Origin of the sequence: Aquitalea magnusonii (assembly GCF_002217795.2) — a bacterium.
Taxonomy (GTDB): Bacteria; Pseudomonadota; Gammaproteobacteria; order Burkholderiales; family Chromobacteriaceae; genus Aquitalea; species Aquitalea magnusonii_B.
Genome location: NZ_AP018823.1, coordinates 3,312,971 through 3,339,916, shown reverse-complemented (window position 1 = coordinate 3,339,916; position 26,946 = coordinate 3,312,971). Strand labels below are relative to the sequence as shown.

General features: G+C 59.8%; 24 protein-coding genes. 17 read left to right on the top strand and 7 right to left on the bottom strand.

Translation table 11 applies throughout. The features are described from left to right. Positions 1 to 48: 48 nt before the first annotated feature. Positions 49 to 2,436 carry a phosphoenolpyruvate synthase gene (gene ppsA, locus DLM_RS15880; RefSeq protein ID WP_089085531.1) on the top strand — a complete coding sequence of 796 codons (2,388 nt, stop codon included), beginning with the start codon at positions 49 to 51 and terminating at the stop codon, positions 2,434 to 2,436. 173 nt (positions 2,437 to 2,609) lie between these two features. Continuing rightward, the gene (locus DLM_RS15875) at positions 2,610 to 2,954 is read left to right on the top strand and encodes a YgiW/YdeI family stress tolerance OB fold protein (RefSeq protein WP_167467141.1); all 345 of its coding nucleotides are present in this window, start codon (positions 2,610 to 2,612) and stop codon (positions 2,952 to 2,954) included. Between the two features lie 86 nt (positions 2,955 to 3,040). Here the strand turns inward: DLM_RS15875 and DLM_RS15870 are convergent, their stop codons facing one another. Both DLM_RS15870 and DLM_RS15865 read right to left on the bottom strand, forming a co-directional pair. Then, positions 3,041 to 4,222, bottom strand: a complete 1,182-nt coding sequence (locus DLM_RS15870) for an FAD-dependent monooxygenase (protein WP_089085533.1) — start codon at positions 4,220 to 4,222, stop codon at positions 3,041 to 3,043. Positions 4,223 to 4,347: 125 nt separating this feature from the next. Then, a complete protein-coding gene (locus tag DLM_RS15865) occupies positions 4,348 to 5,286 on the bottom strand; it encodes a LysR family transcriptional regulator (RefSeq protein WP_089085752.1) in 939 nt (312 codons plus the stop codon). A gap of 247 nt (positions 5,287 to 5,533) precedes the next feature. On the opposite strand from DLM_RS15865, the gene DLM_RS15860 reads away from it, so the two are divergent. The 5 genes from DLM_RS15860 (at position 5,534) to DLM_RS15840 (ending at position 11,908) form a co-directional block, all read left to right on the top strand. Then, positions 5,534 to 6,145: a short chain dehydrogenase gene (locus DLM_RS15860; RefSeq protein ID WP_167467140.1), complete on the top strand. Its 612-nt coding sequence runs from the start codon at positions 5,534 to 5,536 to the stop codon at positions 6,143 to 6,145. A 70-nt stretch (positions 6,146 to 6,215) separates the two neighbouring features. Beyond that, positions 6,216 to 7,100 (top strand): DMT family transporter, encoded by an 885-nt coding sequence (locus tag DLM_RS15855; RefSeq protein WP_089085535.1) that lies wholly within the window; start codon positions 6,216 to 6,218, stop codon positions 7,098 to 7,100. 202 nt (positions 7,101 to 7,302) lie between these two features. Continuing rightward, positions 7,303 to 8,370: a carbonic anhydrase gene (locus DLM_RS15850; protein WP_231959874.1), complete on the top strand. Its 1,068-nt coding sequence runs from the start codon at positions 7,303 to 7,305 to the stop codon at positions 8,368 to 8,370. A gap of 420 nt (positions 8,371 to 8,790) precedes the next feature. Continuing rightward, a complete protein-coding gene (gene adhE, locus DLM_RS15845) occupies positions 8,791 to 11,457 on the top strand; it encodes a bifunctional acetaldehyde-CoA/alcohol dehydrogenase (protein WP_089085536.1) in 2,667 nt (888 codons plus the stop codon). A gap of 121 nt (positions 11,458 to 11,578) precedes the next feature. Next, complete coding sequence (locus DLM_RS15840) at positions 11,579 to 11,908, top strand: DHCW motif cupin fold protein (RefSeq protein ID WP_089085754.1); 330 nt, start codon at positions 11,579 to 11,581, stop codon at positions 11,906 to 11,908. Between the two features lie 117 nt (positions 11,909 to 12,025). Here the strand turns inward: DLM_RS15840 and DLM_RS15835 are convergent, their stop codons facing one another. The 5 genes from DLM_RS15835 to paaN all read right to left on the bottom strand — a co-directional run bounded on the left by DLM_RS15835 (position 12,026) and on the right by paaN (position 17,266). Next, entirely contained in the window at positions 12,026 to 12,736 is a 711-nt protein-coding gene (locus DLM_RS15835) for a Clp protease ClpP (RefSeq protein WP_119313261.1), read from the bottom strand. A 156-nt stretch (positions 12,737 to 12,892) separates the two neighbouring features. Continuing rightward, complete coding sequence (locus tag DLM_RS15830; RefSeq protein WP_089085537.1) at positions 12,893 to 14,560, bottom strand: cation acetate symporter; 1,668 nt, start codon at positions 14,558 to 14,560, stop codon at positions 12,893 to 12,895. Beyond that, a complete protein-coding gene (locus tag DLM_RS15825; RefSeq protein ID WP_089085538.1) occupies positions 14,557 to 14,865 on the bottom strand; it encodes a DUF485 domain-containing protein in 309 nt (102 codons plus the stop codon). Before DLM_RS15825 ends, DLM_RS15830 begins: the two co-directional genes overlap by 4 nt. Before the next feature lie 64 nt (positions 14,866 to 14,929). Then, positions 14,930 to 15,538 (bottom strand): gamma carbonic anhydrase family protein, encoded by a 609-nt coding sequence (locus tag DLM_RS15820; RefSeq protein ID WP_089085539.1) that lies wholly within the window; start codon positions 15,536 to 15,538, stop codon positions 14,930 to 14,932. A 60-nt stretch (positions 15,539 to 15,598) separates the two neighbouring features. Next, complete coding sequence (gene paaN, locus DLM_RS15815; RefSeq protein ID WP_089085540.1) at positions 15,599 to 17,266, bottom strand: phenylacetic acid degradation protein PaaN; 1,668 nt, start codon at positions 17,264 to 17,266, stop codon at positions 15,599 to 15,601. A 275-nt stretch (positions 17,267 to 17,541) separates the two neighbouring features. Between paaN and paaG the strand changes: the two genes are divergently transcribed. From paaG to DLM_RS15765, 10 genes are all read left to right on the top strand, one after another. After that, the gene (gene paaG / locus DLM_RS15810; RefSeq protein WP_089085541.1) at positions 17,542 to 18,339 is read left to right on the top strand and encodes a 2-(1,2-epoxy-1,2-dihydrophenyl)acetyl-CoA isomerase PaaG; all 798 of its coding nucleotides are present in this window, start codon (positions 17,542 to 17,544) and stop codon (positions 18,337 to 18,339) included. 1 nt (position 18,340) lies between these two features. Beyond that, positions 18,341 to 19,867, top strand: coding sequence for a 3-hydroxyacyl-CoA dehydrogenase PaaH (gene paaH, locus DLM_RS15805; RefSeq protein ID WP_089085542.1), 1,527 nt, complete (start codon positions 18,341 to 18,343; stop codon positions 19,865 to 19,867). 194 nt (positions 19,868 to 20,061) lie between these two features. Further along, the gene (gene paaK, locus DLM_RS15800; protein ID WP_089085543.1) at positions 20,062 to 21,372 is read left to right on the top strand and encodes a phenylacetate--CoA ligase PaaK; all 1,311 of its coding nucleotides are present in this window, start codon (positions 20,062 to 20,064) and stop codon (positions 21,370 to 21,372) included. Positions 21,373 to 21,557: 185 nt separating this feature from the next. Then, complete coding sequence (paaA, locus tag DLM_RS15795) at positions 21,558 to 22,544, top strand: 1,2-phenylacetyl-CoA epoxidase subunit PaaA (protein ID WP_089085544.1); 987 nt, start codon at positions 21,558 to 21,560, stop codon at positions 22,542 to 22,544. A 16-nt stretch (positions 22,545 to 22,560) separates the two neighbouring features. Further along, positions 22,561 to 23,058 carry a 1,2-phenylacetyl-CoA epoxidase subunit B gene (locus DLM_RS15790; protein WP_197715427.1) on the top strand — a complete coding sequence of 166 codons (498 nt, stop codon included), beginning with the start codon at positions 22,561 to 22,563 and terminating at the stop codon, positions 23,056 to 23,058. An 11-nt stretch (positions 23,059 to 23,069) separates the two neighbouring features. Further along, positions 23,070 to 23,828, top strand: coding sequence for a 1,2-phenylacetyl-CoA epoxidase subunit PaaC (gene paaC / locus DLM_RS15785; protein WP_089085545.1), 759 nt, complete (start codon positions 23,070 to 23,072; stop codon positions 23,826 to 23,828). Between the two features lie 12 nt (positions 23,829 to 23,840). Next, positions 23,841 to 24,338, top strand: coding sequence for a 1,2-phenylacetyl-CoA epoxidase subunit PaaD (paaD, locus tag DLM_RS15780; protein WP_089085546.1), 498 nt, complete (start codon positions 23,841 to 23,843; stop codon positions 24,336 to 24,338). Positions 24,339 to 24,382: 44 nt separating this feature from the next. Next, positions 24,383 to 25,450: a 1,2-phenylacetyl-CoA epoxidase subunit PaaE gene (gene paaE, locus DLM_RS15775; protein WP_089085547.1), complete on the top strand. Its 1,068-nt coding sequence runs from the start codon at positions 24,383 to 24,385 to the stop codon at positions 25,448 to 25,450. 79 nt (positions 25,451 to 25,529) lie between these two features. Further along, positions 25,530 to 26,192 (top strand): TetR/AcrR family transcriptional regulator, encoded by a 663-nt coding sequence (locus DLM_RS15770; protein WP_089085548.1) that lies wholly within the window; start codon positions 25,530 to 25,532, stop codon positions 26,190 to 26,192. Continuing rightward, positions 26,155 to 26,934 (top strand): enoyl-CoA hydratase-related protein, encoded by a 780-nt coding sequence (locus DLM_RS15765; RefSeq protein WP_089085549.1) that lies wholly within the window; start codon positions 26,155 to 26,157, stop codon positions 26,932 to 26,934. The genes DLM_RS15770 and DLM_RS15765 overlap by 38 nt, the downstream gene beginning before the upstream one ends. Positions 26,935 to 26,946: the final 12 nt, after the last annotated feature.

Sequence of the window (26,946 nt, the reverse complement as noted above, 5' to 3'; positions counted from 1 at the left end):
TAGAATGCGGGTTTTCTATCCGTCCAATCCAATACAGGAAGTGAAGTGATGGCAGAGAACTACGTCATCTGGTTCGAGAAACTGCGCATGACTGACGTTGAACAGGTAGGCGGCAAGAATGCCTCCCTGGGCGAAATGATCAGTCAATTGGCAGGCTCGGGCGTCCGAGTCCCCGGTGGTTTTGCGACTACCGCGGATGCCTACCGTGATTTCCTCCAGCACAATGGCCTGGCTGACAAGATCAGCGCCGCGCTGTCCAAACTGGACATCGACGACGTGACCGAGCTTGCTCGTGTCGGCAAGGAAATCCGCCAGTGGATCATCGACACCCCTTTCCCCGCCAAGCTTGATGAAGATATCAAGACTGCCTGGGACAAGATGGTGGCCGATTCCGGTGGTGCAGATATTTCCGTAGCAGTCCGTTCTTCCGCTACCGCAGAAGACCTTCCCGATGCCTCGTTCGCAGGCCAGCAAGAAACCTTCCTGAACATTCGTGGCCTTGAAAACGTCAAGGATGCGATGAAGCATGTTTTTGCTTCCCTGTACAACGACCGCGCCATTTCCTACCGCGTACACAAAGGCTTTGCCCACGATGTTGTGGCCCTGTCCGCCGGTGTACAGCGCATGGTGCGTTCCGACACGGGCGCTGCCGGTGTGATGTTCACCATCGACACCGAATCCGGCTTTGAAGACGTGGTGTTCATCACCGCTTCCTATGGTCTGGGCGAAACCGTGGTGCAAGGTGCCGTCAACCCTGACGAATTCTACGTTCACAAGCCGACCCTGAAGGCAGGTCGTCCGGCTGTGCTGCGTAAGAACATGGGTTCCAAGCTGATCAAGATGGAATTCACCGATGCTTCCCAGGCTGGCCGCTCGGTCAAGACCGTGGATGTGCCGGCAGAACTGCGCAAGCAATTCTCCATCACCGACGCCGAAGTGACCGAACTGGCCCAGTACGCGCTGATCATCGAAAAACACTACGGCCGCCCGATGGACATCGAGTGGGGCCGTGACGGTGTGGATGGCAAGCTGTACATCCTGCAAGCCCGTCCGGAAACCGTGAAATCGCAGGAAGACCGTAAGGACACCCTGCGCCGCTACCGTCTGAACAGTAAGTCCGCCGTGCTGTGCGAAGGCCGCGCCATTGGTCAGAAGATTGGCCAGGGCACCGTACGCACCATCAAGGATGCGTCCGAAATGGACCGCGTGAAGCCGGGCGACGTGCTGGTAACCGACATGACCGACCCGGACTGGGAACCGGTGATGAAGCGTGCCGCTGCCATTGTCACCAACCGCGGTGGCCGTACCTGTCACGCTGCCATTATCGCGCGTGAACTGGGTATTCCGGCTGTTGTCGGCTGTGGCGATGCCACCGACGTACTGTCCGAAGGCATGCAGGTGACTGTTTCCTGCGCCGAAGGCGATACCGGCAACATCTACGATGGCCTGCTGGACGTGGAAATCATCGACCTTGAGCTGGACAAGATGCCGGCCGCTCCGGTCAAGATCATGATGAACGTGGGTAATCCGGAACTGGCCTTCGACTTCGCGCAACTGCCGAACGAAGGTGTGGGTCTGGCCCGCATGGAATTCGTGATCAACCGTCAGATCGGTATTCACCCCAAAGCCCTGCTGGAATTCGACACCCTGCCGGCCGACCTGAAGGCGACCATCAGCGATCGCATCTCCGGTTACGCCAGCCCGGTTGACTTCTACGTGGACAAGATTGCCGAGGGTGTTGCCACCCTGGCCGCAGCCTTCACCCCGAAAAAGGTCATCGTGCGCATGTCCGACTTCAAGTCGAACGAGTACGCCAACCTGATCGGCGGTCCGCTGTACGAACCGCACGAAGAAAACCCGATGATCGGTTTCCGTGGTGCAGCGCGCTACGTGGCTGAATCCTTCCGTGACTGTTTTGACCTGGAATGCCGCGCCATCAAGAAAGTGCGCGACGAGATGGGTCTGGTCAACGTGGAAGTGATGATCCCGTTTGTCCGTACCCTGGCTGAAGCCGAGAAGGTTGTGGAAATCCTGGCTGCCAATGGTCTGAAGCGTGGCGAAAACGGCCTGCGTCTGATCATGATGTGCGAACTGCCGACCAACGCTGTGCTGGCCGACAAGTTCCTGCAGTTCTTCGATGGCTTCTCCATCGGCTCCAACGACATGACCCAGCTTACCCTGGGCGTGGACCGCGACTCCGGTGGCCCGATTGCCGCTACCTTCGACGAGCGTAACGAAGCCGTGAAAGCCATGCTGCACATGTCCATCCAGGCTTGCCGCAAGGCGGGCAAGTATGTCGGCATCTGCGGTCAGGGCCCGTCGGATCATCCGGACTTTGCCAAGTGGCTGGTGGAAGAGGGGATCGAAACCGTCTCCCTCAACCCGGACACCGTGGTGGAAACCTGGCTGTACCTGGCTCGCGAACTGAACGCCTAAGCCTGCAACTGCCGGCTAGACAGAAACCGCCCTTTCGAGGGCGGTTTTTTTTGGGGTGCTCCGCTTGGGTATGGCTGATCTAAAGGATGGGAAGAGTGATAACTGCTTTAAGCATGGCTTAAGCTTGCCAGACTTAAATGGTGAGGCACTTTCCATCCAGACAAGGACATACCATGAAAAAGATCATCACCCTGCTGGGTATTGCTACTCTTCTGCCGCTGAGCGCCCATGCCGAATTTGTTGGCGAGGGCAGCACCCCGGCGCTCACCACCGTTGCCAAGGCCCTGCAGGCGGCTGACGACAGCCGGGTCATGCTGGAGGGCAATATCATCCGCCAGATCGATCACAAGCATTATGAGTTCAAAGATGCCAGTGGTACGGCAAAAGTGGAAATTGACAGCAAGTATCTGCCGGCTGAAACATTTACCGCGCAAAGCAAAATCCGTTTGCAAGGCAAGGTAGATAAGGAATTTTCTGGCAGCAAGATTGAAGTCAAAAAAGTAGAAATTCTCAAATAGCCCGCTTCAGGTTGTGTGGGCATGAAAAAACCGGACAAACGTCCGGTTTTTGTTTTGCTGGTAGCCAGATGTCTGCCTGGTGAGGATTAGCGCGGCAAGCCCAGCGCGTAGCGGATGACTTCGCGCTTGAGCGGGCCGGCCTTGTCAGCCAGTTTCAGCCCCAGCTTGCGGGCAGCCTTGAGCGGCGGGATGTTGTTGCTAAAGCCGAAGCAGAAGGCGTCCATGCCGGTCTGCATGGCCAGATTGGCCGGTTTGCGGCGGCGTTCGTAGCTCTTGAGCACACTGATATCGGCAAAGTCGCGCCCTTCGCTGACGGCGCGGCTGATGATGTCGGCCAGCTCGGCCACATCCTGAAAGCCGAGGTTGACCCCTTGTCCGGCCAGCGGGTGGATGGTGTGGGCGGCGTCACCGGCCAGCACCACGCCATCTTTTGCGTAGCAGGCAGCATGGCGGCGGGTGAGGGCAAAGGAGCCACGCGCCAGCAGTTGGCGGATGCCGCCCAGTTTTTGCGGGAAGGTGGCGCTAAAGGCGGAAACCAGTTCTTCGTCGCTCAGTGCCAGCAGGCGCTTTACCTCGGTGGGCGTGTTGTACCACACCAGTGAGGCATGCGGTCCGGTGAGCGGCAGGAAGGCTTGCGGGCCGGTGGCGGTAAAGCGTTGCCAGGTGATGTCTTGCTGGCCGTATTCCATTTCGCAGCTGGCCACCAGCGCATGCATGGGGTAATCCCAACTGGTAATGCCGATGCCGGCGGCGTCGCGCACCTGGGAGCGCGCACCGTCGGCAGCCACCAGCAGGCGGGCTACCAGCACGGTGCCGTCTTCCAGCGTGACGCGCGATGCCTTGGGCGAGTAGACAATGCTGGCAATGCGTGCCGGGCAGAGGTAGCGGATGTCGTCTTTCTCTTGCAGGCAGGCGGTGGCCGCCAGTTGCACGATGCGGTTTTCCACAATGTGGCCCAATGCGTCCACACCGGCTTCGGCGGCATCAAACAGGGTGCCATTGCGCTCTTCGTCTTCCCATACCTGCATGCGGCGGTAAGGTGCGGCGCGCATGGCCAGGATGCGCTGCCAGGCACCAATGCCGTCCAGCAGGCTGGCGGAGGCCGGGCTGATGGCGGAGACGCGCAGATCGGGTGCTTGTGACGGGTCAAACGCGGGGGGCGCGGTCTGCTCCAGTACCGCAATTTTCAGACCCTTGCCACTGAGGGTGCAGGCCAGGGCACTGCCCACCATGCCACCACCCACGATCAAAATATCCAGATATTCCATTGCTGCCCTCATGCGGCGCACTGCGCCTGATTCTCGATTACTTCCTGACGCGCGATTGTGGCAAAAGCCGGTCGCGGTTGCTTTGGTCTGGATCAAGGGTCGGCCCTGCGCCTGGCCTTGCCGTGTCAGTCTTTGCCGCCGGAATACAGCGGGCGTTCTTCCAGCACGGCGCGCAGCCGTGGCGTCACATGCTGGATGAAGGCTTCGTATTTGCCGGGCAGGGGCTGGCGGTAAGGGAATACCAGATACACCGGCCAACTGCCGCCTTGCCAGCCTGGCAGTACCCGTACCAGATGCCCGCTTTGCAGATAATGGCTGGCCACATAGTGCGGCAGCAGTGCCACGCCGTGGCCGGCAATCAGGCCGGAGATCAGCGAGGCGTACTGGTCGCATACCAGCATGGGGCGGGTGGTGATGGATTTGAGCTCCCCGTCTTTTTCCAGTCGCCATTCCCGGCCATAGACATGGTGGCTGTTGAGCAGGATGCGGTGGCGACACAGGTCATCCGGTGTTTCCAGCGGCGGCGCCTTGGCCAGATAGTCGGGCGAGGCGTAGGGCGCTTCCCAGACAAAGCCCAGCGGTTTGGCCACCAGGCGGTCGTCATGCACATTGCGCGAGCGGATGCAGAAGTCCACGCCGTCGTTGATCGGGTCTTGCAGGCGGTTTTCCGCGCGTAGCTCCAGTTCCAGTCCGGGATGGCAGGCGGCCAGCTCGGACAGCATGGGGGCTAGCAGGTATTGGGCAAACGAGGCGGTGGCGCTGATGCGCAGCGGGCCTTCGATCAGGCCCTGCGCTTCTTCGATATCCGGCCCCACTTTTTCCAGCATCTCGCGCAACTGGCGGGCGTGCGCGGCCAGGCGGCGACCGGTTTCGGTCAGCGCCACGCGGCGGGTGTTGCGCAGTACCAGCACGGTGCCAAGCTGTTGTTCCAGCTCTTTCACCAACTGGCTGATCCGGCTTTTGGCACAGCCGATGTCATCGGCGGCGGCGGTGAAACTGCCTTTGCGCGCCAGTGCATCAAAAGCCAGCAGGGCATCGGGCGATGGAGTGGGATTTGTTTTCATGGCAGAACAGTGCGTGGTAAGGGCGATGTATTTGACGGCGTTTTTCACGATATTAGCATAGGGCTGCCCAGTTTCCTGAACAGTGCCAGGAATTTTCTTAGCAAACCGTCGGTCAGGCAGGTTTGTGCTGTATTGTTTTTAATTTTGAACATTGAAGTCTATTTGCTGGGGTTAATCGGCGAAATTGTCCTGTGTATGATTGATTGGCATGTTTTTTAGAACGATTTCACTCAGGAAAGGCAAGACAATGAAAGTACTGGTTATTGGTGGACGTGGTGTTATCGGTAGTGCGGTGGTGCAGCTGCTGTCAGCACAACATCAGGTGCTGGTGGGGGGGCGCCATGGCGGGGAGGTGATCGTGGACATGACAGATCCGGCCAGCATCGAGGCCATGTACCAGGCACATCCAGACCTGGACGCGGTGGTGGTGGCCGCCGGTCATGTGCCGTTCAAGCCGCTGTCGCAATTGAGCGAGTCTGACTGGCTGGGCGGGCTGAATCACAAGCTGATGGGGCAGGTGCGGCTGGTGCAGATCGGCGCGCGCTATCTGAAACCCGGTGCCGTGTTTGTACTGACCTCCGGCCTGCTGGAGCGCGAACATATCAATGGCGGCAGTTGCGCCAGCGTGGTCAATGCCGGTTTGGCGGCTTTTGTGCGTTCGGCGGCACAGGAGTTGTGGGGGCAGGCGCGGGTGAATCTGGTCAGCCCCGGTGTCGTGGCGGAGGATGAACGCGGTTCCGCGGCTTTTGCCGGTTTCACCTCAATAAGCCGCGAGCAGCTTGCGCAGCGTTATCTGCGCGCCATCAGCCAGCCTTTGACTGGCAAAGTGCTGGAAGCTTTTGCCGAAGTAACGCGCTAGGGCGGGATATGGGAAAATGAGCGCTGCCGGTGATGACCGCCGGCGGTTTTCCTTTTGCAATGGATTGCTCATGTTGCCCACTTTTGCGCTCAGCGCTGCCATGTTGCTCTGGGCCAGTGCCTTTATCGCCCTCAAGATTGTCTTTGCCGTGTTCGACCCGCTGGCGGTGCTGTTTGCCCGCATGGTGCTGGCCAGTTGCTGCATTCTGCCGTTGCTGTGGCAGCGGGCAGAACGCTGGCGCTATCAGCGTGGTGATTGGCGCTGGATGCTGGCCATGGGCCTGGCCGAACCTTGCTTGTATTTTCTGTTCGAGGCCCAGGCGCTGGTGAATACCAGTGCCGCACAGGCATCGGTGATTACCGCCACGCTTCCGCTGCTGACCGGTGTGGGGGCCATGCTGTTCCTGCATGAGAGGATGAGCCGGCGTAGCTGGCTGGGGCTGGCCATTTCTTTTGCTGGTGTGCTGTGGCTTACCCTGGACAATCAGGTGTCCGCTCAGGCACCCAACCCGGTATTGGGTAATGCGCTGGAGTTTTGTGCCATGTTGTGCGCCACCGGCTATGTGCTGATTGCCAAGCGCTTGTCCCGGCGTTATTCGGCACTGGCCATTACCGGCATGCAGACGGTGCTGGGCAGCGTCTGGTTTGGTGCCGCCTTGCTCACCCCGTGGGGCCATTGGCCCACGCAATTTCCGCTATTGCCCAGCCTGCTGGTGGTGTATCTGGGCGTGTTCGTCACCCTGGGGGCCTATGGTTTGTACACCTGGGCGGTCAGCAAGATGCCGGTGTCGCGGGCATCGCCCTTCATTAATCTGATTCCGCTGTTTACCGTGCTGCTGGCCTGGCTGTTGCTGGGGGAAACCCTGACTGCGGCGCAGTGGCTGGCCTGCCTGCTGGTGTTGGGCGGCGTGTTATGCGGGCAGGACAGCCCGCGCCGTGCGCAGTCAACAGCTTAAGTTTGGTAAAAACTGGCCGATATGACGAGTAGGAGTCATTGGCTGCCGCTGCCGTAAGCCAGAAAAACCGGTGCGGCCAGCCAGGACAGCATAAAAAGAGTAAAGCGGTGATCTGTCGCAATAACAGCGCTGCGTGCCACCCACACGACCGGGCAGGGCGGTGTGGGGGCTATCTCTTACCAACAACAGGATGCAAGGCGTGATGAACAAGACATGGCAGATCCGTTCGCTGCAGGCGGCGATAATGGTACTGGTGGGCGCTAGTCTGGCCGGCATGGCGCAGGCCGAAGAAAAGGCCGCGGCAGCCGCCGAACACAGCAAGCCGATTGTGCTGCCGGGCAAGCAGGCGGCATCGGCTGCGGCCGAAAGTTCAAGTAAAACCATTGTGTTGCCGGGCAAGCTGGCCGCGTCGATGGCGGCGGCACGGGCCAAGCCCAAGGAGCCGGAAACCCTGCAGCCGGAGGTGAAGCAGTCCGCCGCACCGCAGATCAAGACCCCGCTAGGCCCTAGTCCGGAAGTGCATGCCCCAGGCATGGCGGCGCATGAGGCAAAGCGCAGGGCCAAACCACATCGTGCCAAAGCCAAGGCGCTGCCTCACAAGCCGGAGGAAAGCAGCCATGACGAGCACGGCCATGGTTCGGAAGTGCAGCAGGTACGGGCGGCCGTGACGACCATCCTGCACGACAATACCGACTATATGGCGCACCACAATGCCGCCTACTTCAAGACCTTTGCCGACAAGCAGACGCCGCGTGCCACGGTAGTCACCTGCTCCGATTCGCGCGTGCAAAGCGAAGTGATGGACAAGAGTGCGGTCAACGATTTGTTCATGGTGCGCGATATCGGCAATCAACTGGCCACGGCAGAGGGCTCGGTGGAGTATGGCGTGCGTCATCTGCATACCCCGCTGCTGATTTTTGTTGGCCATGCCGCCTGCGGTGCCATCAAGGCTGCTTCATCCGATTACAGCAAGCTGGAGCCGGCCATTCGCAAGGAATTGGCCACCATCAATATTCCGCAGGGGATAGACCCCACTGACGGCGCGCTGCTCAACATCAACAACCAGGTGGAAAGTGCCATCCTGAAGTTTTCCGGCGAGGTGGAGGCCGGGCATCTGGCCATCCTGGGGGCGTTCTACGATTTCCGTAATGATCTGCGCCAGGGCGCGGGCAAGCTGGTCATCACCAATCTGAACGGCGAAACCGACCCGGCTGCAATCCGCGCACTGATGAAGCAGGGCCAGTTTTTCAAATACAGCTTCATGCGCTGATTCCGCGCCACATTGTTGCCGACAGACCGCCACCGCCTGCTCAGGCGCTGGCGGTTTTTTCATGCCCGGCAAGGAGGGAGTGTAAGTGAAGCACTACAATGTTTGCGGCGGTTTATTTGCCGCTTATTGAATCTGCCGTATTTGGCGGTGGTATTTGCATCTTTTGTTTGGTCTGGCGCAAAACGACCTGAAGATAAAAAGAGTAATCTGGCCGTAATTAATAATTTTCACCGTAAACAAAGGCTGTTTTCTTGTTTGTCGGACAATCTTATTTGCTTTTCTGTAGTGAGTTTATTACAGCAGGCAGGGCCGGATATTCAGTTGCCGTGATTATTATTCATGTGCGCGATATGGCGTAAAAATAAACTGAATGTCATGGTGCCCGGGACGGATTTCTTTCTTTGTTATTGGAGTCGTGTCATGTCGGTATCTTCATTGGAACAACTGGATGCGCTGGTCGCGCGTGTCAAACAGGCCCAGGCGGTGTTTGCCGAATTTTCCCAACAGCAGGTGGATGTGATTTTCCGCAGCGCGGCGCTGGCCGCGGCCGATGCGCGCATTCCGCTGGCGCGCATGGCGGTGGAAGAAACCGGCATGGGGGTGATGGAAGACAAGGTGATCAAGAATCACTTTGCCTCCGAGTACATCTACAACAAGTACAAGGATGAAAAGACCTGCGGCGTGCTGTCGGAAGACGACAGCTTCGGCACCATCACCATTGCCGAGCCCATTGGCATCCTGTGCGGCATCGTGCCCACCACCAATCCCACCTCCACCGCCATTTTCAAGGCGCTGATCGCGCTGAAAACCCGCAATGCCATCATTTTCTCGCCGCATCCGCGGGCGCGCCGTTCCACTTGCGAAGCCGCGCGGCTGGTGCTGGAAGCGGCGGTGGCCGCCGGTGCGCCCAGGGACATCATCGGCTGGATAGATGAGCCTAGCGTGGAGCTGTCCAATGCACTGATGCAGCATCCGGATATCAATCTGATCCTGGCCACCGGTGGCCCCGGCATGGTGCGGGCAGCGTATTCCTCCGGCAAACCGGCCATTGGCGTGGGCGCGGGCAATACCCCGGCGGTGATCGATGAAACCGCCGACATCAAGCGCGCCGTGGCCTCCATCCTGATGTCCAAGACCTTCGACAACGGCGTGGTGTGTGCGTCCGAGCAATCCGTCATCGTGGTGGACAGCATTTACGAGGCCGTGCGCGAACGCTTTTCCCGGCATGGCGGTTACATCCTCAGTGCAGAGCAAACCGCCGCCGTGGCGGGTGTCATCCTCAACCGCGGCAATCTGAATGCCTCCATCGTCGGCCAGAGCGCGGTGAAAATTGCCGCCATGGCCGGCATTACCGTACCGGCCGACACCAAGGTGCTGATTGGCGAAGTGAGCGATCTGAGCAATGACGAAGCCTTCGCCCACGAAAAACTGTCGCCCACGCTGGCCATGTACCGCGCCCGCGATTTTGCCGATGCCTGCGACCAGGCCGCCGCGCTGGTGGCACTGGGTGGCATCGGCCACACCTCGGCGCTGTATACCGATCAGGACTTGCAAGGCGAGCGCATCCGCTATTTTGGCGACAAGATGAAAACCGCCCGCATCCTGATCAACACCCCGTCCTCGCATGGTGGCATCGGTGATTTGTACAACTTCAGCCTGGCCCCGTCGCTGACGCTGGGCTGCGGTTCCTGGGGTGGCAACTCCATCTCGGAAAACGTCGGCCCCAAACACCTGATCAACAAGAAAACCGTGGCCAAGAGGGCGGAAAACATGCTGTGGCACAAACTGCCCAAGTCCATTTACTTCCGCCGCGGCTGCCTGCCGGTGGCGCTGGAAGACCTGGCTGGCAAAAAGCGTTGCCTGATTGTCACCGGGCAATACCTGTTCGAACACGGCTTTGTCGACGAGCCCATCCGCCTGTTGAAAAAGATGGGGCTGGAAGTGGAAGTGTTCTTCGAGGTGCCGGCCGACCCCACATTGGCCATCGTGCGCAAAGGGGTTGATCTGGCCCATGCCTTCCAGCCGGACGTCATCATGGCGCTGGGTGGTGGTTCGCCGATGGATGCGGCCAAGATCATCTGGGTGATGTACGAACACCCGGAAGTGCATTTTGCCGATCTGGCGCTGCGCTTCATGGACATCCGCAAACGCATTTACCAGTTCCCCAAGCTGGGTGGCAAAGCCATGCTGGTGGCGGTGCCCACCACATCCGGCACCGGCTCGGAAGTCACACCGTTTGCCGTGGTGACCGATGAAGTGACCGGGGTGAAATACCCGATTGCCGACTACGAACTCACCCCGCACATGGCCATTGTGGATGCCAATCTGGTGATGGACATGCCCAAGTCGCTCACCGCCTTTGGCGGCATCGACGCGGTGACGCATGCGCTGGAGGCCTATGTGTCGGTGATGGCCAACGAATATTCCGACCCGCAAGCCCTGCAGGCGCTGAAGCTGCTGAAGGACTACCTGCCATCGGCCTATGCCAACGGCGCGCGCGATCCGAAAGCGCGCGAGCAAGTGCATAACGCCGCCACCATTGCCGGCATCGCCTTTGCCAACGCCTTCCTGGGTGTGTGCCACTCCATGGCGCACAAGCTGGGCGCGGAATTCGGCCTGGCCCACGGTCTGGCCAATGCCTTGCTGATCAGCAATGTCATCCGCTACAACGCGGCCGACATTCCCACCAAGCAAACCGCCTTCAGCCAGTACGACCGCCCCAAGAGCGTAGAGCGCTATGCCGAAATTGCCCGCCATCTGGGGCTGGAAGCCAGCCGCGATCACGAACGGGTGGAAAAACTGGTGCAGTGGGTGGACGAGCTCAAGCAGATGCTCAACATCCCCATGTCGATTCAGGCTGCCGGGGTGGGCGAGGCGGACTTCCTCGCCAAGGTGGACCAACTGGCCGAGGATGCATTTGACGACCAATGCACCGGGGCCAATCCGCGCTATCCACTGATCAGCGAACTGAAGCAGCTATTGCTGGACAGCTACTACGGCCACGCCTGGCGCGAAGCTCATCTGCGGGAGGAGACTACCGCGCCCGCTGTGACTGCCAAGCCCAAGGGCAAGCTCAAGGCGGTATAAATCTCTAGCACATCACCGCACCGGCCCGGAGCACACTCCGGGCTTTTTCTTGTCCGCTGCATTCCACACTGGACGTGCTGGGGTAAGCTGTCTGCTTGTTCAGCCCGTGATGGAGCGCAGCATGCAAATCGACACTATCCCCTTTGGCGTGACCGACTGGTCGGCCATTGTCCCCACCGAGCATCCCGGCGCAAGCGGCATGGCGCTGTGGCGTAGCTGCCAGTTTGGCAATATCCGCGTGCGCATGGTGGAGTACAGCCCCGGCTATGTGGCTGACCACTGGTGCCGCAAGGGCCATATCCTGCTGTGTCTGGAGGGGGAGTTGCTGACCGAACTGGCCGATGGCCGCCGCTTCATGTTGACACCGGGACTGAGCTATCAGGTGGCCGATGAAGGCGAGCCGCACCGCTCCTCCACCCGGACCGGGGCGCGGCTGTTCATCGTGGATTGACAGCGGCTCACAAGAACGCTGCTGCGGCCTTGCGCCTTGCCGTATGCCGACTGTCTGCGTTGGCGCGGCTTGTTTCCGCGCTGCTACGCTATGTGGTGCGCCACGCTAAGCACGGCCTCAGGCCAGCTTGGTTTTGCGGGGTTTGCTGGCTGGTTTGGCCACGCTGTCGGCTTCGGTTGCGCTCAGCGCCACCGGTTTGACCTTGGCGCTATTGGTTTTGGGTTTGACCGCCGGTTCGCCTTTCTGGATATGCAGCAGGCGGCGACGGATGTCGTCGGTGTCCAGCCAGATATCCTCGCCCTTGCTGATGCGCTCCAGTTCCTGATCGCTCAGGAAGGGGCGGCAGACATTGCGCATCACCTTGTCGAACCACTTGCGGCTGGCCATTACCTGCGCTGCCTGCTCATTGCCCTTGCCGATGGAAGCGGATGAATAGTTGTGGAACATCAGCTGGCAGGTGTCATGCACGACCAGCTCGTCGCCGGCCAGGAAGATCAGTGCGCCCATCGAGTAGGCGCGGGCTTCCAGAATGGTGATGACGTGCGCCTCGCTGGCGGCGATATTGTTGATGATTTGCAGGCCGGTATCGAAATTGCCACCGGGGGTGTTCAGGTGCAGGAAGATCAGGTCGGTGGCGCTGGCGGTGCGTAGGGTGTACAGCAAGTCGGTGTATTGAATCGGATCGACGATTTCACCGGACAGGTAGTAGGAAATCTGCCGGATCACGCCTTGAGATTCGTAGCGGCGAAAGGCGGGCAGTTTGACTGCCTCATCATCGTCATCGTCGCTGTGGCTGTGCAGCGGCGTAGGGTAGAGGGGCCGGGACATCGCGTTTCCTTTTGCTTTCGGGAGGGAATTATGCGGTCTTACCCTTGCAGTGTAGCGCCACAACAGGGCCGCCTGCCAGTTGCATTCCGCTGCATTTGTCTGGTGCGCGGCCACGTGCAGAGGCGGTCTGCTCGTGGCCGCTGCTTAGTAAATGATTCAATGCTTCTGGCTGGCTTTTGCGGCAGCAATGCCGGTCATCGATCGGATGTACTGCGCAAGATAACGCTGGCGTTCGGCATTTGCGCGCGGTGAGTGGTCCAGCACGGATAGTAGCCAGGCACTGCCAAAGGCAATGCTCATGGAAAACAACGCAGGGTTGGCATAGGGAAATAGCGGGGTCTGGTGCTGCAGGATTTCCACCCACACGGTTGGGCCGAGTATCAACAGGCCGACCGCGGATAGCAAGCCGGCAAGGCTGCCCACCACGGCTCCACGGGTAGTCAGGCCTTTCCAGAACATGGACAGGAACAAAACCGGGAAATTGACCGAGGCGGCAATTGCCAGCACCAAGCCAGAAAGAAAAGCGATGTTCTGCTTTTCAAATAGCAGGCCCAGTACGATGGCGAGGATGCCAATGGCTAATGTGGCTATTTTGGACACCCTGATTTCACGCTGTTCGCTGGCACTCCCCTGGCAAAGCACCGTGGCATACAGGTCGTGCGAAATGGCAGAGGCACCTGATAGGGCCAGTCCGGCGACCACGGCCAGAATGGTGGCGAAAGCGACGGCCGAGATGAAACCAAGAAACAGGTTGCCGCCGACAGCTTGTGCCAGGTGGACCGCAATCATGTTATTACCGCCGATGATTTTGCCGGCCGCATCGCGGAAGCTGGGGTCGGCACCAACCATCACGATGGCACCGAAGCCCACCACCAGGATTAACAGATAGAAATAAGCGATAAAGCCGGTGGCGTAAAACACGGATTTACGTGCTTGCCTGGCATCGGCAACGGTAAAGAAGCGCATCAGGATATGCGGCAGGCCGGCGGTGCCGAACATCATGCCCAGCCCGAGCGAGATGGCATCCACAGGGTCGGAAACCAGGCCGCCCGGTGCCAGGATGGCTTTACCTTTGGCATGTGTGTGGGCCGCACCGGCAAACAGCGCTTCCGGACTGAAACCGAAGTGCGACAGCACCATGAAGGCCATGAAGGTGGTGCCGGCCAGCAGCAGTACGGCCTTGATGATTTGTACCCAGGTGGTGGCAAGCATGCCGCCAAAGGTGACGTACAGCACCATCAGCACCCCAACCAGCATGACGGCGGACAGGTAACTGGTGCCGAACAGCAGTTGGATCAACTTGCCGGCACCAACCATCTGCGCCACCAGGTACATGATGGCCACCGTCAGCGTGCCTAGCGCGGCGGTGATCCGCACCGGCGTTTGCGCCAGCCGGTAGGACACCACGTCGGCAAAGGTGAACTTGCCCAGGTTGCGCAGCCGCTCGGCAATCAGAAACAGGATGATGGGCCAGCCCGCCAGTACACCCAGCGCATAGATGAGGCCATCGTAGCCCTTGTCGAACATCATGGCTGAAATGCCCAGAAATGACGCAGCCGAGACCATGTCACCGGCAATCGCCAGGCCGTTTTGCAAGGGGCTCAGGCCGCCACCTGCAGTATAAAAGTCGGCAGCGGAGCGGGTGCGTTTGGCCGCCCACCTGGTAATTGCCAGTGTAAAGAGGACAAAAACCAAGAACATTGCAATGGCGTTCCAGTTCAGCGGCCTGGAACTGGCGGATAGCGGATTGCTTGCCGCGGCGAGGAGGGGCTGGCAGCTCAGGCCACAGGCCAAGAGCGCAAGCAGATGATAACGGCGCTTCATGGGAGGAACTCCCGGAGCACTTTTTCGTTGAGAGGATCAAGATAGCGATTGGCTATCCATACATAGATACCCGTCAGCACGAAAGTGAGCAGGATGATGGCCACTCCGACCGGAATGCCGATGGTGATTGCGCCATCGCTGAGGGGGCTGCCTAGTGTGCCTGGTGAAAATGCCAGCAGCATAATGAAACCGTAGTAGATCACCAGCATCACCGCGCTAAGCGACCAGCTAAGGCGGGTCTTCTGCGCGATCAATTGCTGGAAATCAGGATGCTGCAGGATTAATTCCAATTTAGCGTCGTTCATCACACATTCTCCTGGGTGGCCGGGCCTGGCCTGCTGCATGGGCTGGTGTAGCGATGCTTGTTATTCAGTCAGTGCCGGAGGTTTCGGCTGCGCTTGCCGTGAATACGGATAGATCAAGCTTGGGGCGCTTGGCGTCGAGGGTGGATAAGGGCTGCACCGGAACCAGGCTGCGACGGCAGCGTATGGCCAGATGGTGATAAGCGCGTGTGGCGCGCTGCTTGGCAATGATTTCCTCAGCGCTGAGCGTGCGCACGGCTTTGGCCGGCAGGCCCAGCAGCAACTGGCGTGGTGCGCAAACCCGGCCTGCCGGGATGAAGGCCATCGCGCCGACAATGCATTGCCGGCCTAGCCGTGCGCCATCCATCACGACGGCATTCATGCCGACCAGCACCCCGCGTTCCAGGTGGCAGGCGTGCAAGACGGCACCGTGGCCGACGTGACCGTTTTCTTCAACGATCAAGGGCGTATCCACTCCGCTATGCAGCACGCAGTTGTCCTGGATATTGCTGCCTGCCGCAATGCGGATCGGGCCAAAGTCCCCGCGCAGTACCGCACCCGGGCCGATATAGCAGCCCGCGCCCACCACAACGTCCCCGATCAATGTGGCTGAGGGGTGGATGAAGGCATCCGGGCTGACAACAGGAATCACTCCGTCAATTGCAAAGCACTGCATCGCGCGATCTTTCTGCAAACAAGATGTAAAACGCCCGGCAGATACCGGGCGGCAAGTGGCTTAGGCGAAGCGGCGGGTTTGTACCACACGGAAGCGGTTGGCTACGAAGGCGCTGTCCGACAGCGCGGCATTGGCCGCCGGGTTGCCTCCGGTGCCGTGGAAGTCGCTGAAGGCAGCCGACTGGTTGACCAGTACGCTGCCGGTGAGGTTGAGGGACAGCGAGACACAGGCATGTTCGGCAACCGCCTGTGCCTGCTGCTGTACGGTGGCGTCGGTGCTGTACACCGAGAACGACAGCGCACCGTGTTTGCGTACCGTATCTTCAATAATGGCAAGGCTTTCGGCACTGCTGCTGGTTTTGATCACAAAGGCAATCGGGCCGAAATGCTCTTCCTGGTAGATGGCCTGGTCTTGTACCGACAGGGCGCGCAGCAGCGGTGTGCGCACAACGGCTTCGGGATAGAGCGGGTGTGCGATGGCATGGCTGTCGAGCAAGGGTTGACCCAGCTTCTGCGCCGCCTCCAGCCGGGCCAGTACCCCCGGGTTCTGAATGGCTCCGAGGAATTCCACCGCCTTGGCCGGGTCGGCGGTCAGGCCATTGATGGCTGAGACGATACCAGCCACCACTTCTTCGTAGGACAGATGTCCTTCCGCGCTTGTAATGCCGCCGGCCGGAATGAAAATATTCTGCGGCGCAGTACACATTTGCCCGCCGTACAAAGCCAGCGACAGGGCGATATTGCGGCTGAGTCCTTTGAAGTCGTGGGTTGAGTCGATCACGATGGTGTTAACACCGGCTTTCTCGGTGTAAACCTGTGCATGCCGGCAGTTGGCCTCCAGCCATTCTCCGTTTTTACGGCTGCCGGTGAAGTCGATCAGTTTGATCGCGGCGTTTTCCGCCAGCTTGCTGGCCAGCGGTTCACCGCTCTGGTTGGCGGCCAGCAACACCACATTCGGGTCGAAGCCTGCTTCCTGCAGCACCTCGCGGGCAATCTTCACCGTGATGGCCATCGGTAGTACCGCACCCGCATGTGGCTTGACGATGACGGTGTTGCCGGTGGCCAGGCTGGCGAACAAGCCCGGATAGCCATTCCAGGTGGGGAAGGTGCAGCAGCCAATGACCAGACCAATGCCGCGCGGCACGATTTTCCAGTTCTTTTGCAGCACGACCGGCTCATGCTTGCCCTGCGGCTTGCTCCAGCTACTTGCAGCCGGAATGGCGGACATTTCACGCCAGGCGTAAGCGACCGCCTCCAATCCACGGTCTTGCGCATGTGGGCCACCGGCCTGAAACGACATCATGAAGGCCTGACCGGTGGTATGCATCACCGCATGAGCCATCTCGAAACTGTGCTTGTTAAGCCGTGCCAGAATCTCCAACGACACCCCCACCCAGGCTTCCGGCCCGGCCTGGCGCCAGTTCTCCAGCGCAGCGCTCGAAGCGGCAATCAGGGTATCAACCTCAAAACGCGGGTAGCGGATGTTGAGTGCGCCGCTGTAGGGCGAACGTTCGCTACCAACAAGCCCGCTGGCAGGCGGCTGGCCGGGAAAGTCGAATGTGCTGCCAAGCAGGGCCTCGAACCTTGTCCTGCCTTCATCGGCGGCGGCCTCCCCATAAATTTTCGGGCTCGGTGTCTCTGGATATGGTGTCCAGTACCCACGTTCACGAATGGCGTTCAGGGCTTGCTGCAAAGTAGCTTCATGTCGTTCAAATAGCGGATTTGCCATCGCTTCATTCCTTTCAATACAAAGGCCGAGTGGAGTCTTTCGAACCCGATCAGGGGCTGGTTTTCGCGGAACACGGTCGTGGAAACCCTGTGCTGAAAAATTTCCTTGACCTGGATCAGTCTAATATTGATTTACCGGTCGGTCAATGATATGTTGAGTCAGCATCAGGCACAGCTACTGCGCTGTGTTTGGTGTGAAAAATTATTAAAAACAAAGGCTTGTCTGCCAGGTGGCCACTTTGGGCTTAGCGGGCAGCTAACTGTATGGAGAACCGCATGCCCCGCCCCTATCAGCACATTCGCCTCGATATCGAGGCCGGCGTTGCCACCCTGACACTCTCTCGGCCCGATTGCTTGAATAGCTTTAATGTCGACATGCACGGTGAAGTGGCCGAGGCACTGGAGCAGCTCAGCCAGGACGAGGCGGTACGTGTGCTGGTGCTGACCGGTAGCGGACGAGGCTTTTGCGCCGGGCAGGATTTATCCGACCGGGCGGTAGCTCCTTCCGATACGCCGTGCGATCTGGGAGAGTCGATTGAACGCTATTACGCCCCGCTGGTGTGCCGCTTGCGTAGCATGCCCAAGCCGGTGATTGCCGCGGTCAATGGGGTGGCCGCCGGGGCAGGTGCCAACATCGCGTTGGCCTGCGACATTGTCATCGCTGCACGATCGGCCAGCTTTATCCAGGCATTCAGCAAGATCGGCCTGATGCCGGATGCTGGCGGCAGCTATTTCCTGCCCCGCTTGCTGGGTAATGCACGCGCCATGGGGCTGGCGCTGCTGGCGGACAAGTTGCCAGCCGAGCAGGCCGCGGCATGGGGGCTGATCTGGCGATGCGTAGACGATGCCGATTTTGCCGCCGAAGTGGCAAGCACCGCCCGCCAGTTGGCTGCGGGGCCGACGCTGGCGTATGCACGCATCAAGCAGGCCATGCATGCTGCCGAGCGCAATACGCTGGAGCAGCAGCTCGAACTGGAGCGCACTTTCCAGCAAGAACTTGGCTACAGCGCCGATTATGGCGAGGGTGTGGCGGCCTTCATGGCCAAGCGCACAGCGCAATTTGTGGGGAAATGAGATGGCACTGACAAGCAAGGATCGCATCGGCGTAGTGGGCGCCGGTGCCATGGGCCGGGGGATTGCCGCCGTCGCAGCCAGGGCAGGCCATCAGGTTTACCTGTTCGATATGGATGCTGCCTCCGCCTTGGCGGCACCAGCCTTGATCCGTGCCGAATGGCAGGTGCTGGTGGATCGTGGCAAATGGACCGCCGCGGAGCAGGATGTCGCCTGTGCGCGCCTGCATCCGGTATCCACGCTGGCAGAACTGGCTGATGCCGCACTGGTGATCGAGGCCATTGTCGAACTGGCTGAGCCGAAACAAGCCCTGTTCCGGGCGCTGGAAGCGGTGTTGTCCGAGTCGGCCATTCTTGCCTCCAACACCTCATCGATTTCAATTACCACGCTGGCGCGTGGCCTGGTTCATCCTGAGCGGCTCGTGGGCCTGCACTTTTTCAACCCCGCCACCAAGATGAAGCTGGTCGAGGTGATCAGCGGCTTGGGAACCGATCCGGCGGTGGTCGACCTCCTGTGCGACACAGTCCGCGCCTGGGGCAAGCTGGCGGTGCGGGCGCAGTCGACGCCGGGTTTCATTGTCAATCGCGTGGCTCGTCCTTACTACGCTGAGGCGCTGCGGACTCTGGCCGAAGCGGCGGCCCAGCCCGAGGTGATCGACACCTTGCTGCGCAGGGCAGGGGGATTTCCGATGGGGCCATTCGAATTGATGGACCTGATCGGCAACGACGTCAATTTCGCTGTCACCAGCTCGGTGTTTGCCGCCATGTACCACGACGGTCGCTTTCAACCTTCGCTGCAACAGCAGGAGCGCGTTGCCGCCGGGTGGATGGGACGTAAGACGGGGCGGGGTTTCTACGATTATCGCGACCAGGCAGCCCGGTCTGAGCCGCCAGCACTGGCGCGCCAAGCCGCGCCCGACAAAGTGCGGGTGGTCGGCGATCTTGGCATTGCCGAGCCGCTGCTGCATCGATTGCAGCAGGCCGGGCTAGTGGTTGAGCGGCAAGCGGCGCAAGGCATGGGCTACCTGGCCTTGGCCGGGGACCTGCGACTGGCATTGACTGATGGCCGGACTGCGACGGTGCGCGCCGCGGAAACCGGACATGCGAACTGGGTGCTGTTTGATCTGGCCCTGGACTACATAAGTACAAGCCACTTGGCCTTATGCGTTGCAGATCAGGCAGCCGCCGGTGCATTGGAGCACGCTGCCGGGCTGCTGCAGGTGGCAGGCATCACGATTTTGCCCATCGATGACATCGCCGGGATGGTGGTGATGCGCACGATGGCGATGCTGGCCAACGAGGCGGCGGATGCCGTGCTGTTTGGCATCGCCAGCGCGGCAGATGTCGACTTGGCGATGCGCTACGGCACCAATTATCCGGTGGGTCCTCTGGCGTGGGCCGATGGTTTTGGTGCTGCCCGCCTGGTCCAGGTGCTTGAAGCACTGCACCGCCATTATGGCGAGAGCCGCTACCGCATTTCCCCCTTGATTCGTCGTCGCGCGGCGGCGGGAAGAGGCTTCCATGGCGCATAGCCGTCAGCCCTGTTGCGCGCGAAACATGCCGCTGCCTGCATGCTGCCTTAGCGGTGGCCCGGCTGGTATGGCATTACTGTTCATTCCTGGCTTGGAGCATGCGTTGTGGTGATGTGTGGCCGCTCCTGCCGGATCGGCGCGATGGAAGCAAAAACTGAACGGGGAGACCCGATTCACACCAGAGGAGAAACAGCATGGTGAGCAAAGTAGCCCAGGCCCACGAACTGGAGCCGATAGAAACCGCCAGCCGCGATGAATTGAGTGCCTTGCAGCTGCAACGGCTCAGATGGTCGCTCAAGCACACTTACGACAATGTGGCACCATTTCGTGCCAAATGTGCAGCAATTGGCGTGCATCCGGAAGATGTAAAGTCGCTGGAGGATCTGAAACTGTTTCCGTTTACCACCAAGTCTGACTTGCGCGAACACTACCCGTTTGGTTTGTTTGCAACTCCGCGCAAGGATGTCGTGCGTATCCACGCGTCCAGCGGCACTACCGGACGCCCCACCGTGGTTGGCTATACCCAGAACGATATCAATACCTGGGCGACTGTCGTGGCGCGTTCGGTGTACGCCGCAGGGGGGCGCAAGGGTGACATCGTGCATATCGCCTACGGTTACGGGCTGTTTACCGGTGGCATGGGCGCACATTATGGTGCGGAGCGTCTGGGTTGTACCGTGGTGCCGATGTCCGGTGGCCAAACCGAAAAGCAGGTGCAACTGATCCGTGATTTTCAGCCCGACATCATCATGGTGACGCCATCCTATATGCTGAACATTCTCGACGAGATGGAGCGGCAGGGTCTTGATGCGGCCAAATCTTCGCTCAAGGTGGGGATTTTCGGTGCAGAACCCTGGACCAGGCAGATGCGCCTTGAAATCGAAAAGCGCGCCGGTATTGATGCGGTGGACATTTATGGCTTGTCCGAAGTGATGGGACCGGGAGTGGCCAGCGAGTGCATCGAAAGTAAGGATGGGCCGGTTATCTGGGAAGACCACTTCTATCCGGAAATCATTGATCCGGTTACGGGGGAGGTGTTGCCGGATGGCGAGGAGGGTGAGCTGGTGCTGACCTCCTTGAGCAAAGAAGCGTTTCCGGTGATTCGCTACCGCACGCGTGACCTGACCCGTCTGTTGCCACCCACGTCGCGTTCCATGCGGCGTATCGACAAGATTGTCGGTCGCTCTGACGACATGCTGATCATCCGCGGCGTGAACGTGTTTCCAACCCAGATCGAAGAATTGATCCTGCGGCTTGATTCGCTGACCCCGCATTTTTATTTGGAAGTGGATAAAGATGGCCATCTGGACGTGTTGACCGTTTTTGTTGAACGCGACCCGGCGAGCTATGCCTCTGATGCAGCCAAAATGCGCATGGCCAAGGAATTGCAGCAGATGATCAAGAGCAATGTCGGGGTCAGTACCCTGGTAGAGGTGGTTGAGCCGATGACGATCATGCGCTCGGTAGGCAAGGTGCGGCGTGTGATCGACAAGCGTCCGCACTAAGTGGGCTGGATGCAGGTTCATACCGTCCTTTTTTTTCTTGCTTTTTAATTTACCGACCGGTAAGTTAATTAAATTCGCCAGCAATCCACCGCACCTGGCCGCTGCGCCAGCAAAGCGCAGGCAGCTTGTGGCGAATGCTGAAACGACTACTTTCCTCACCAACTCATCGACAAGGAGTTGTGCAGATGTACACACAAGCTTTGGACTTGCCCGGCGCACAAGCGACCGGCAATGCAGTGACAGACGCGCCGTGTGCCGGCTTCGACGAGAAGCTGGCGGCCGATATCAAGATCGAGCCATCAGACCCGATGCCCGATGCCTATCGCAAGACGCTGATCCGGCAGATTTCCCAACATGCCCATTCGGAGATTGTCGGCATGCTGCCGGAAGGAAACTGGATCACCCGTGCGCCAACGTTAAAGCGCAAGGCCATTCTGTTGGCCAAGGTGCAGGACGAAGGGGGGCATGGCCTGTATCTGTATGCCGCAGCCGAAACGCTGGGCGTCAGCCGCGACACCATGGTGGCTGCCTTGCTGGACGGCAGTGCCAAGTATTCGAGCATCTTCAACTACCCGACGCTGTCCTGGGCTGATATCGGTGTCATCGGCTGGCTGGTGGATGGAGCCGCCATTACCAACCAGGTACCGCTGTGTCGCTGCTCTTACGGCCCTTATGCCCGTGCGATGGTCAGGGTGTGCAAAGAGGAAAGCTTCCACCAGCGCCAAGGCTATGACCTGTTGGTGGCCATGATGAAAGGCAGCCCGGCGCAGCGCGCGATGGTGCAGGAGGCGGTGGACCGCTGGTGGTGGCCGGTACTGATGATGTTTGGCCCGCACGACCAGGATTCGGTACACAACGGCACCAGCATGAAGTGGGGTATCAAGCGCTTCTCCAATGACGATCTGCGGCAGAAATTCGTCGATGCCACTGTTCCGCAGGCCGAGGTGCTCGGTGTAACGCTGCCCGACCCAGACCTGAAGTGGAACGCTGAGCGTGGCCATTACGATTTCGGTGCCATCGACTGGGAAGAATTCTGGCAGGTGGTCAAGGGCAATGGCCCTTGCAACCGCGAACGCATGGCGGCCCGCATCAAGGCGCACGAAGACGGTGCTTGGGTACGTGAAGCCGCCCGTGTGCATGCCGAGAAAAAAATCGCCAGGCCGACTCACTAATCCGGAGGACTCCACGATGACAGAATTGCACGAGCAATGGCCGCGGTACGAGGTTTTCATCAAAAGCCGTAACGGCCTTGAGCACAAGCATTCCAGCAGCCTGCACGCCACCGACGGCCAGCATGCGCTGCTGTTGGCGCGCGATGTCTACACCCGGCGTCAGGAAGGCAACAGCCTGTGGGTGGTGGCTGCCAGTGATGTCAGTCAGAACGGCGCGGCGCCTGTTGCTGGCACGAGCGAGACCCCGCGGCAGTTTGAAGTTTTCTTGCGGCTGAAACCAGGGCTGGATCACAAGCACATTGGCAGTGTCGACGCCTGTGATGCTGCGGCAGCGCTACGCAGTGCAGAAACAGCCTTTGGACAATATCCGGCAGGCAGTCTGTGGGTGCTGCCTTCCGCATCCGTGCTGACCAGCGAGGCCGAGTGGAGTGAGCCGTTTTTCGACGCAATGGCCGACAAAACCTACCGCTTGCCCACCTTCTACCAGCTTCCCGCCGCCGTCAACAATATGTAAGGAGCCCAGCCATGGCTGAAATTGATAACAAAGACCTGATCGAATATCTGCTGCGCCTGGGCGACTCCACACTGGTACTGGGCCAGCGGCTGTCCGAATGGTGCGGCCATGCACCAGCGATCGAAGAAGACATCGCACTGACCAATACCGCGCTCGACCTGATCGGCCAGGCGCGTCAGTTATTGAGCTATGCCGGAGAGCTGGAAGGCAGTGGCCGTGACGAGGATGCACTTGCCTTCCTGCGCGACGAGCTGGAATTCCACAATCTGACGCTGACCGAGCTGGATGGCGGCGATTTTGGCCGCACGGTGCTGCGCGTGCTGTTGTTTGCCGCCTATCAGGTGGTGTTGTGGCAGGCATTGCAGCGCTCCACCGATGCCCGCCTGGCCGCCATCGCCGAAAAGAGCCTCAAGGAAAGCCGCTATCACCTGCGTTATGGTGCCGATTGGGTAGTGCGACTGGGTGATGGAACCGAGGAGTCGCACCGCCGCATGCAGGCGGCACTGGAATACTTGTGGTCCTTCACCGCAGAGCTGTTTGACCGGGACGAGGTGGAAGCACGGCTGGCAGGCGTGGTCCCAGCGTCAGATAGCTTGCGCAGCGCCTGGGAAGGCATTGTGCTGCCGGTGCTGGCCGAAGCAACGCTGCCAGTGCCGATAGCGGCAGGCTGCCTGAGCCGTGGCAAGTATGGCATCCACAGCGAGGCGCTGGGCCCGCTATTGGCGCAGATGCAGTTTTTGCAGCGCGCCTATCCCGGCGGCAACTGGTAAAGGGGGGGCGTGATGCTAACCATCGCCCAAGCCTGGGCCGTGCTGCACCAGGTACCCGACCCGGAAATACCCGTGCTGTCCTTATGCGATTTAGGCATCGTGCGCGATATCCGCCGCCATGGGGCAGATCTGCAGGTGACGCTCACGCCCACTTACTCCGGCTGTCCTGCCACCGAAGTGATTGAGGCTTCGGTGCGCGATGCGCTGACGGCTGCCGGGGCCGGCCCCCTGCGGCTGAGTACGCAGCTCAGCCCGGCCTGGACCACCGACTGGATCAGTGAGGAGGGGCGGCGCAAATTGCGCGAGTACGGTATTGCGCCGCCGGAGCATCGGGCGGAAACGTCCGAGGACGGCTGGCAGATTCTGCACTTCACGCCATTGCACCCGGCCTGCCCGCGCTGCGGCAGCAAGCATAGCGAGCGCCTGAGCCAGTTTGGCGCGACCGCCTGCAAGGCGCTGTACCGCTGCCAGGACTGCCGCGAACCATTCGAGTACTTCAAACCCATTTAAGCCTAAGTCTTCCGCCAGGGAATCTACGGAGCAAGGACCCCACCATGAGTACGAATTTTCATTTGCTGCGCATCGCCGAAGTGCGCCAAGAGAGCGAAGAGGCGATATCGCTCCGCTTTGAAGTTCCCCCCGCGCTGGCCGACACCTACCGCTTTATCCAGGGCCAGCATCTCACCTTGCGCGCCAATATCGGCGGTGCTGACGTACGCCGCTCCTATTCGATCTGCAGCGGCATTGGCGATGGCGAACTGCGTATTGCCATCAAGCAAGTGGCAAACGGAATCTTCTCCACCTATGCCAACAAGGAACTGCGTGCGGGGCAGCGCATCGAGGTATTGCCACCGGATGGCCGTTTTTTTGTACCGCTGGCCGCAGGCAATAAAAAACATTACCTGGCGATCGTGGCCGGCAGTGGCATCACGCCGCTGTTGTCCATCATCAAGACCACGCTGGCAGTAGAACCGGACAGCCGCTTCACCTTGCTGTACGGCAACCAGCGGCGCGGCACCATTCTGTTTGCCGACACCCTGGCGGCATTGAAAGCCCGCTTCATGGACCGCTTCGCCGTCTATCACTTCCTCTCGCGTGAGGCGCAGGAACTGGAACTGTTTAATGGTCGGCTGGACGCTGCGCGCCTGCAGCGGATATTCGACACCCTGCTGCCGCTCTCCAACATCTCCGACGCCTTTGTGTGCGGCCCCAACGAGATGATCGATGACGCCATCGGCGCTCTGCAGCAGGCTGGCTTGCCGCACGCGCATATCCATACCGAGCGCTTTTGCGTACCGCAGGGGGCCGATACACCGCGCACGGCGCGGGACGATGAAGCGGCACAAGCCACCGTGACGGTAATCATGGACGGCCTGGCCCGCGAGGTGGGATTGTCGGCAGGACAAAGCATTCTGGATGCCGCCGTCAGCGCAGGGATCGATCTACCCTATTCGTGTAAAGGTGGGGTATGCTGCACCTGCCGTGCCAAGGTCCTCGCTGGCCAAGTGCGCATGGATAAGAATTTCGCCCTCGAACCGGCAGAAGTCGAGCAGGGCTTTGCACTCACCTGTCAGGCGCATCCGCTTACCGAAAACGTTGTGGTCAGTTTTGACGAACGTTGACGTGTCGTACTCCGAATGAAGGAGGCCGTTTTCGCATAAGCCGAGTCTGACGCACCACGAATCAAGCAGACCCCCGGATATGGCAAGAACAAAATCCCCCAATTTCGAAGTACAGCGCAGCACCATACTGGAGAACGCCGCGCAGTTGTTTGCGCAGAAAAGTTTCCCCAGTGCATCGATAGCCCAACTGGCTGAATTATGTGGCATGTCGAAGCCGCTGCTGTATCACTACTATCGGGATAAGTTGCATCTCTTGTTTGATATTGCCGACACCTACCTTGACCGCCTGGTGGCCATTGAGGATGAGGTTGCCGGACAAGGGCTGGATACCGAAGCGCACCTGACCGAGCTTATCGTCCGTTTCATGGAAGAATATGCCACGTCGCGCCACTACCATATCGTGTTGGTGCAGGACGTGAAATTCCTGGAGGACGAGGCATACCGCAAGGTGGCCGAGAAGCAACGCCAGGTGGTGGATGGGTTTGCCAGGCTGATTGCCAGCTTGCGGCCGGAGTTGACGGCGGTGCAGATCAAGCCGGTGGCCATGACGCTGTTCGGCATGATGAACTGGACCTTTACCTGGTTTCGTGCCGACGGACCGATAGATAGAGCAGCAATGGCGGAGATCGTCAGTCAGATGTTCCTGCATGGTGTGTATAGCCCCGGCTTGCCGCATATACCCCCCAGGCAGGAGGAGACTCCGCATGAGCAAGTACACCTACCTGAAAACGGCGCAGCATGAACGCGTTGCGCATATCGAAATCCACCGTCCCGCCCAGCGCAATGCGCTGAATGAAGAACTGGTGCAGGAGCTGGAGGCGGCCTTGATGGCCGCAGACCAGGACCCAGGCACCAGTGTGATTGTCCTGTCTGGCAACGAAAAGGCTTTTGCCGCCGGTGCCGACATCGGTCGCATGGCCGAATGGGACTTCCATGATGTGTTTCTCTCCGACTATGTCACCCGGCACTGGGAAAGTGCGCGCACCCTGCGCAAGCCGCTGATCGCCGCGATTTGCGGTTACGCGATTGGTGGCGGCTGCGAACTGGCGATGATGTGTGATGTCGTCGTGGCCGGTGTCTCGGCCAAGTTCGGCCAGCCCGAAGTCAAGATCGGGACTTTGCCCGGCATGGGCGGCACCCAGCGCCTGCCCCGCGCCATCGGCAAGGCCAAGGCGATGGAATGGTGTTTGAGTGGCAATTTCTATAGTGCCGCCGAAGCCGAAAAAGCCGGCCTGGTATCCCGTGTGGTGGCCGACGACGCCGTTCTCGACACCGCTTTCGAACTGGCACAGCAGATGGCCGGCTACTCGCTGCCGGTGCTGATGATGATCAAGGAGTCGCTGGGCCGGGCTTTCGAATCCAGCTTGTCCGAAGGGCTGCTGTTCGAGCGGCGGGTCTTTCACGCCAGTTTCGCGCTGCAAGACCAAAAAGAAGGCATGAACGCCTTTGTCGAAAGACGTCCGCCCGCTTTCCATCACCGCTAATCCCAGCCACGC

Excerpts from the sequence above, each read along its gene's own strand:
- paaC (WP_089085545.1), top strand. The coding sequence starts at position 23,070 with ATGGCTGAAATTGATAACAAAGACCTGATCGAATATCTGCTGCGCCTG.
- DLM_RS15830 (WP_089085537.1), bottom strand. The coding sequence starts at position 14,560 with ATGAAGCGCCGTTATCATCTGCTTGCGCTCTTGGCCTGTGGCCTGAGC.
- DLM_RS15825 (WP_089085538.1), bottom strand. The coding sequence starts at position 14,865 with ATGAACGACGCTAAATTGGAATTAATCCTGCAGCATCCTGATTTCCAG.
- paaA (WP_089085544.1), top strand. The coding sequence starts at position 21,558 with ATGTACACACAAGCTTTGGACTTGCCCGGCGCACAAGCGACCGGCAAT.
- DLM_RS15790 (WP_197715427.1), top strand. The coding sequence starts at position 22,561 with ATGACAGAATTGCACGAGCAATGGCCGCGGTACGAGGTTTTCATCAAA.
- DLM_RS15865 (WP_089085752.1), bottom strand. The coding sequence starts at position 5,286 with ATGAAAACAAATCCCACTCCATCGCCCGATGCCCTGCTGGCTTTTGAT.
- paaG (WP_089085541.1), top strand. The coding sequence starts at position 17,542 with ATGCCCCGCCCCTATCAGCACATTCGCCTCGATATCGAGGCCGGCGTT.
- paaK (WP_089085543.1), top strand. The coding sequence starts at position 20,062 with ATGGTGAGCAAAGTAGCCCAGGCCCACGAACTGGAGCCGATAGAAACC.
- ppsA (WP_089085531.1), top strand. The coding sequence starts at position 49 with ATGGCAGAGAACTACGTCATCTGGTTCGAGAAACTGCGCATGACTGAC.
- paaE (WP_089085547.1), top strand. The coding sequence starts at position 24,383 with ATGAGTACGAATTTTCATTTGCTGCGCATCGCCGAAGTGCGCCAAGAG.
- paaH (WP_089085542.1), top strand. The coding sequence starts at position 18,341 with ATGGCACTGACAAGCAAGGATCGCATCGGCGTAGTGGGCGCCGGTGCC.
- DLM_RS15855 (WP_089085535.1), top strand. The coding sequence starts at position 6,216 with ATGTTGCCCACTTTTGCGCTCAGCGCTGCCATGTTGCTCTGGGCCAGT.
- DLM_RS15835 (WP_119313261.1), bottom strand. The coding sequence starts at position 12,736 with ATGTCCCGGCCCCTCTACCCTACGCCGCTGCACAGCCACAGCGACGAT.
- DLM_RS15860 (WP_167467140.1), top strand. The coding sequence starts at position 5,534 with ATGAAAGTACTGGTTATTGGTGGACGTGGTGTTATCGGTAGTGCGGTG.
- DLM_RS15840 (WP_089085754.1), top strand. The coding sequence starts at position 11,579 with ATGCAAATCGACACTATCCCCTTTGGCGTGACCGACTGGTCGGCCATT.
- DLM_RS15850 (WP_231959874.1), top strand. The coding sequence starts at position 7,303 with ATGAACAAGACATGGCAGATCCGTTCGCTGCAGGCGGCGATAATGGTA.
- DLM_RS15770 (WP_089085548.1), top strand. The coding sequence starts at position 25,530 with ATGGCAAGAACAAAATCCCCCAATTTCGAAGTACAGCGCAGCACCATA.
- paaD (WP_089085546.1), top strand. The coding sequence starts at position 23,841 with ATGCTAACCATCGCCCAAGCCTGGGCCGTGCTGCACCAGGTACCCGAC.
- DLM_RS15875 (WP_167467141.1), top strand. The coding sequence starts at position 2,610 with ATGAAAAAGATCATCACCCTGCTGGGTATTGCTACTCTTCTGCCGCTG.
- DLM_RS15765 (WP_089085549.1), top strand. The coding sequence starts at position 26,155 with ATGAGCAAGTACACCTACCTGAAAACGGCGCAGCATGAACGCGTTGCG.
- DLM_RS15820 (WP_089085539.1), bottom strand. The coding sequence starts at position 15,538 with ATGCAGTGCTTTGCAATTGACGGAGTGATTCCTGTTGTCAGCCCGGAT.
- DLM_RS15870 (WP_089085533.1), bottom strand. The coding sequence starts at position 4,222 with ATGGAATATCTGGATATTTTGATCGTGGGTGGTGGCATGGTGGGCAGT.
- paaN (WP_089085540.1), bottom strand. The coding sequence starts at position 17,266 with ATGGCAAATCCGCTATTTGAACGACATGAAGCTACTTTGCAGCAAGCC.
- adhE (WP_089085536.1), top strand. The coding sequence starts at position 8,791 with ATGTCGGTATCTTCATTGGAACAACTGGATGCGCTGGTCGCGCGTGTC.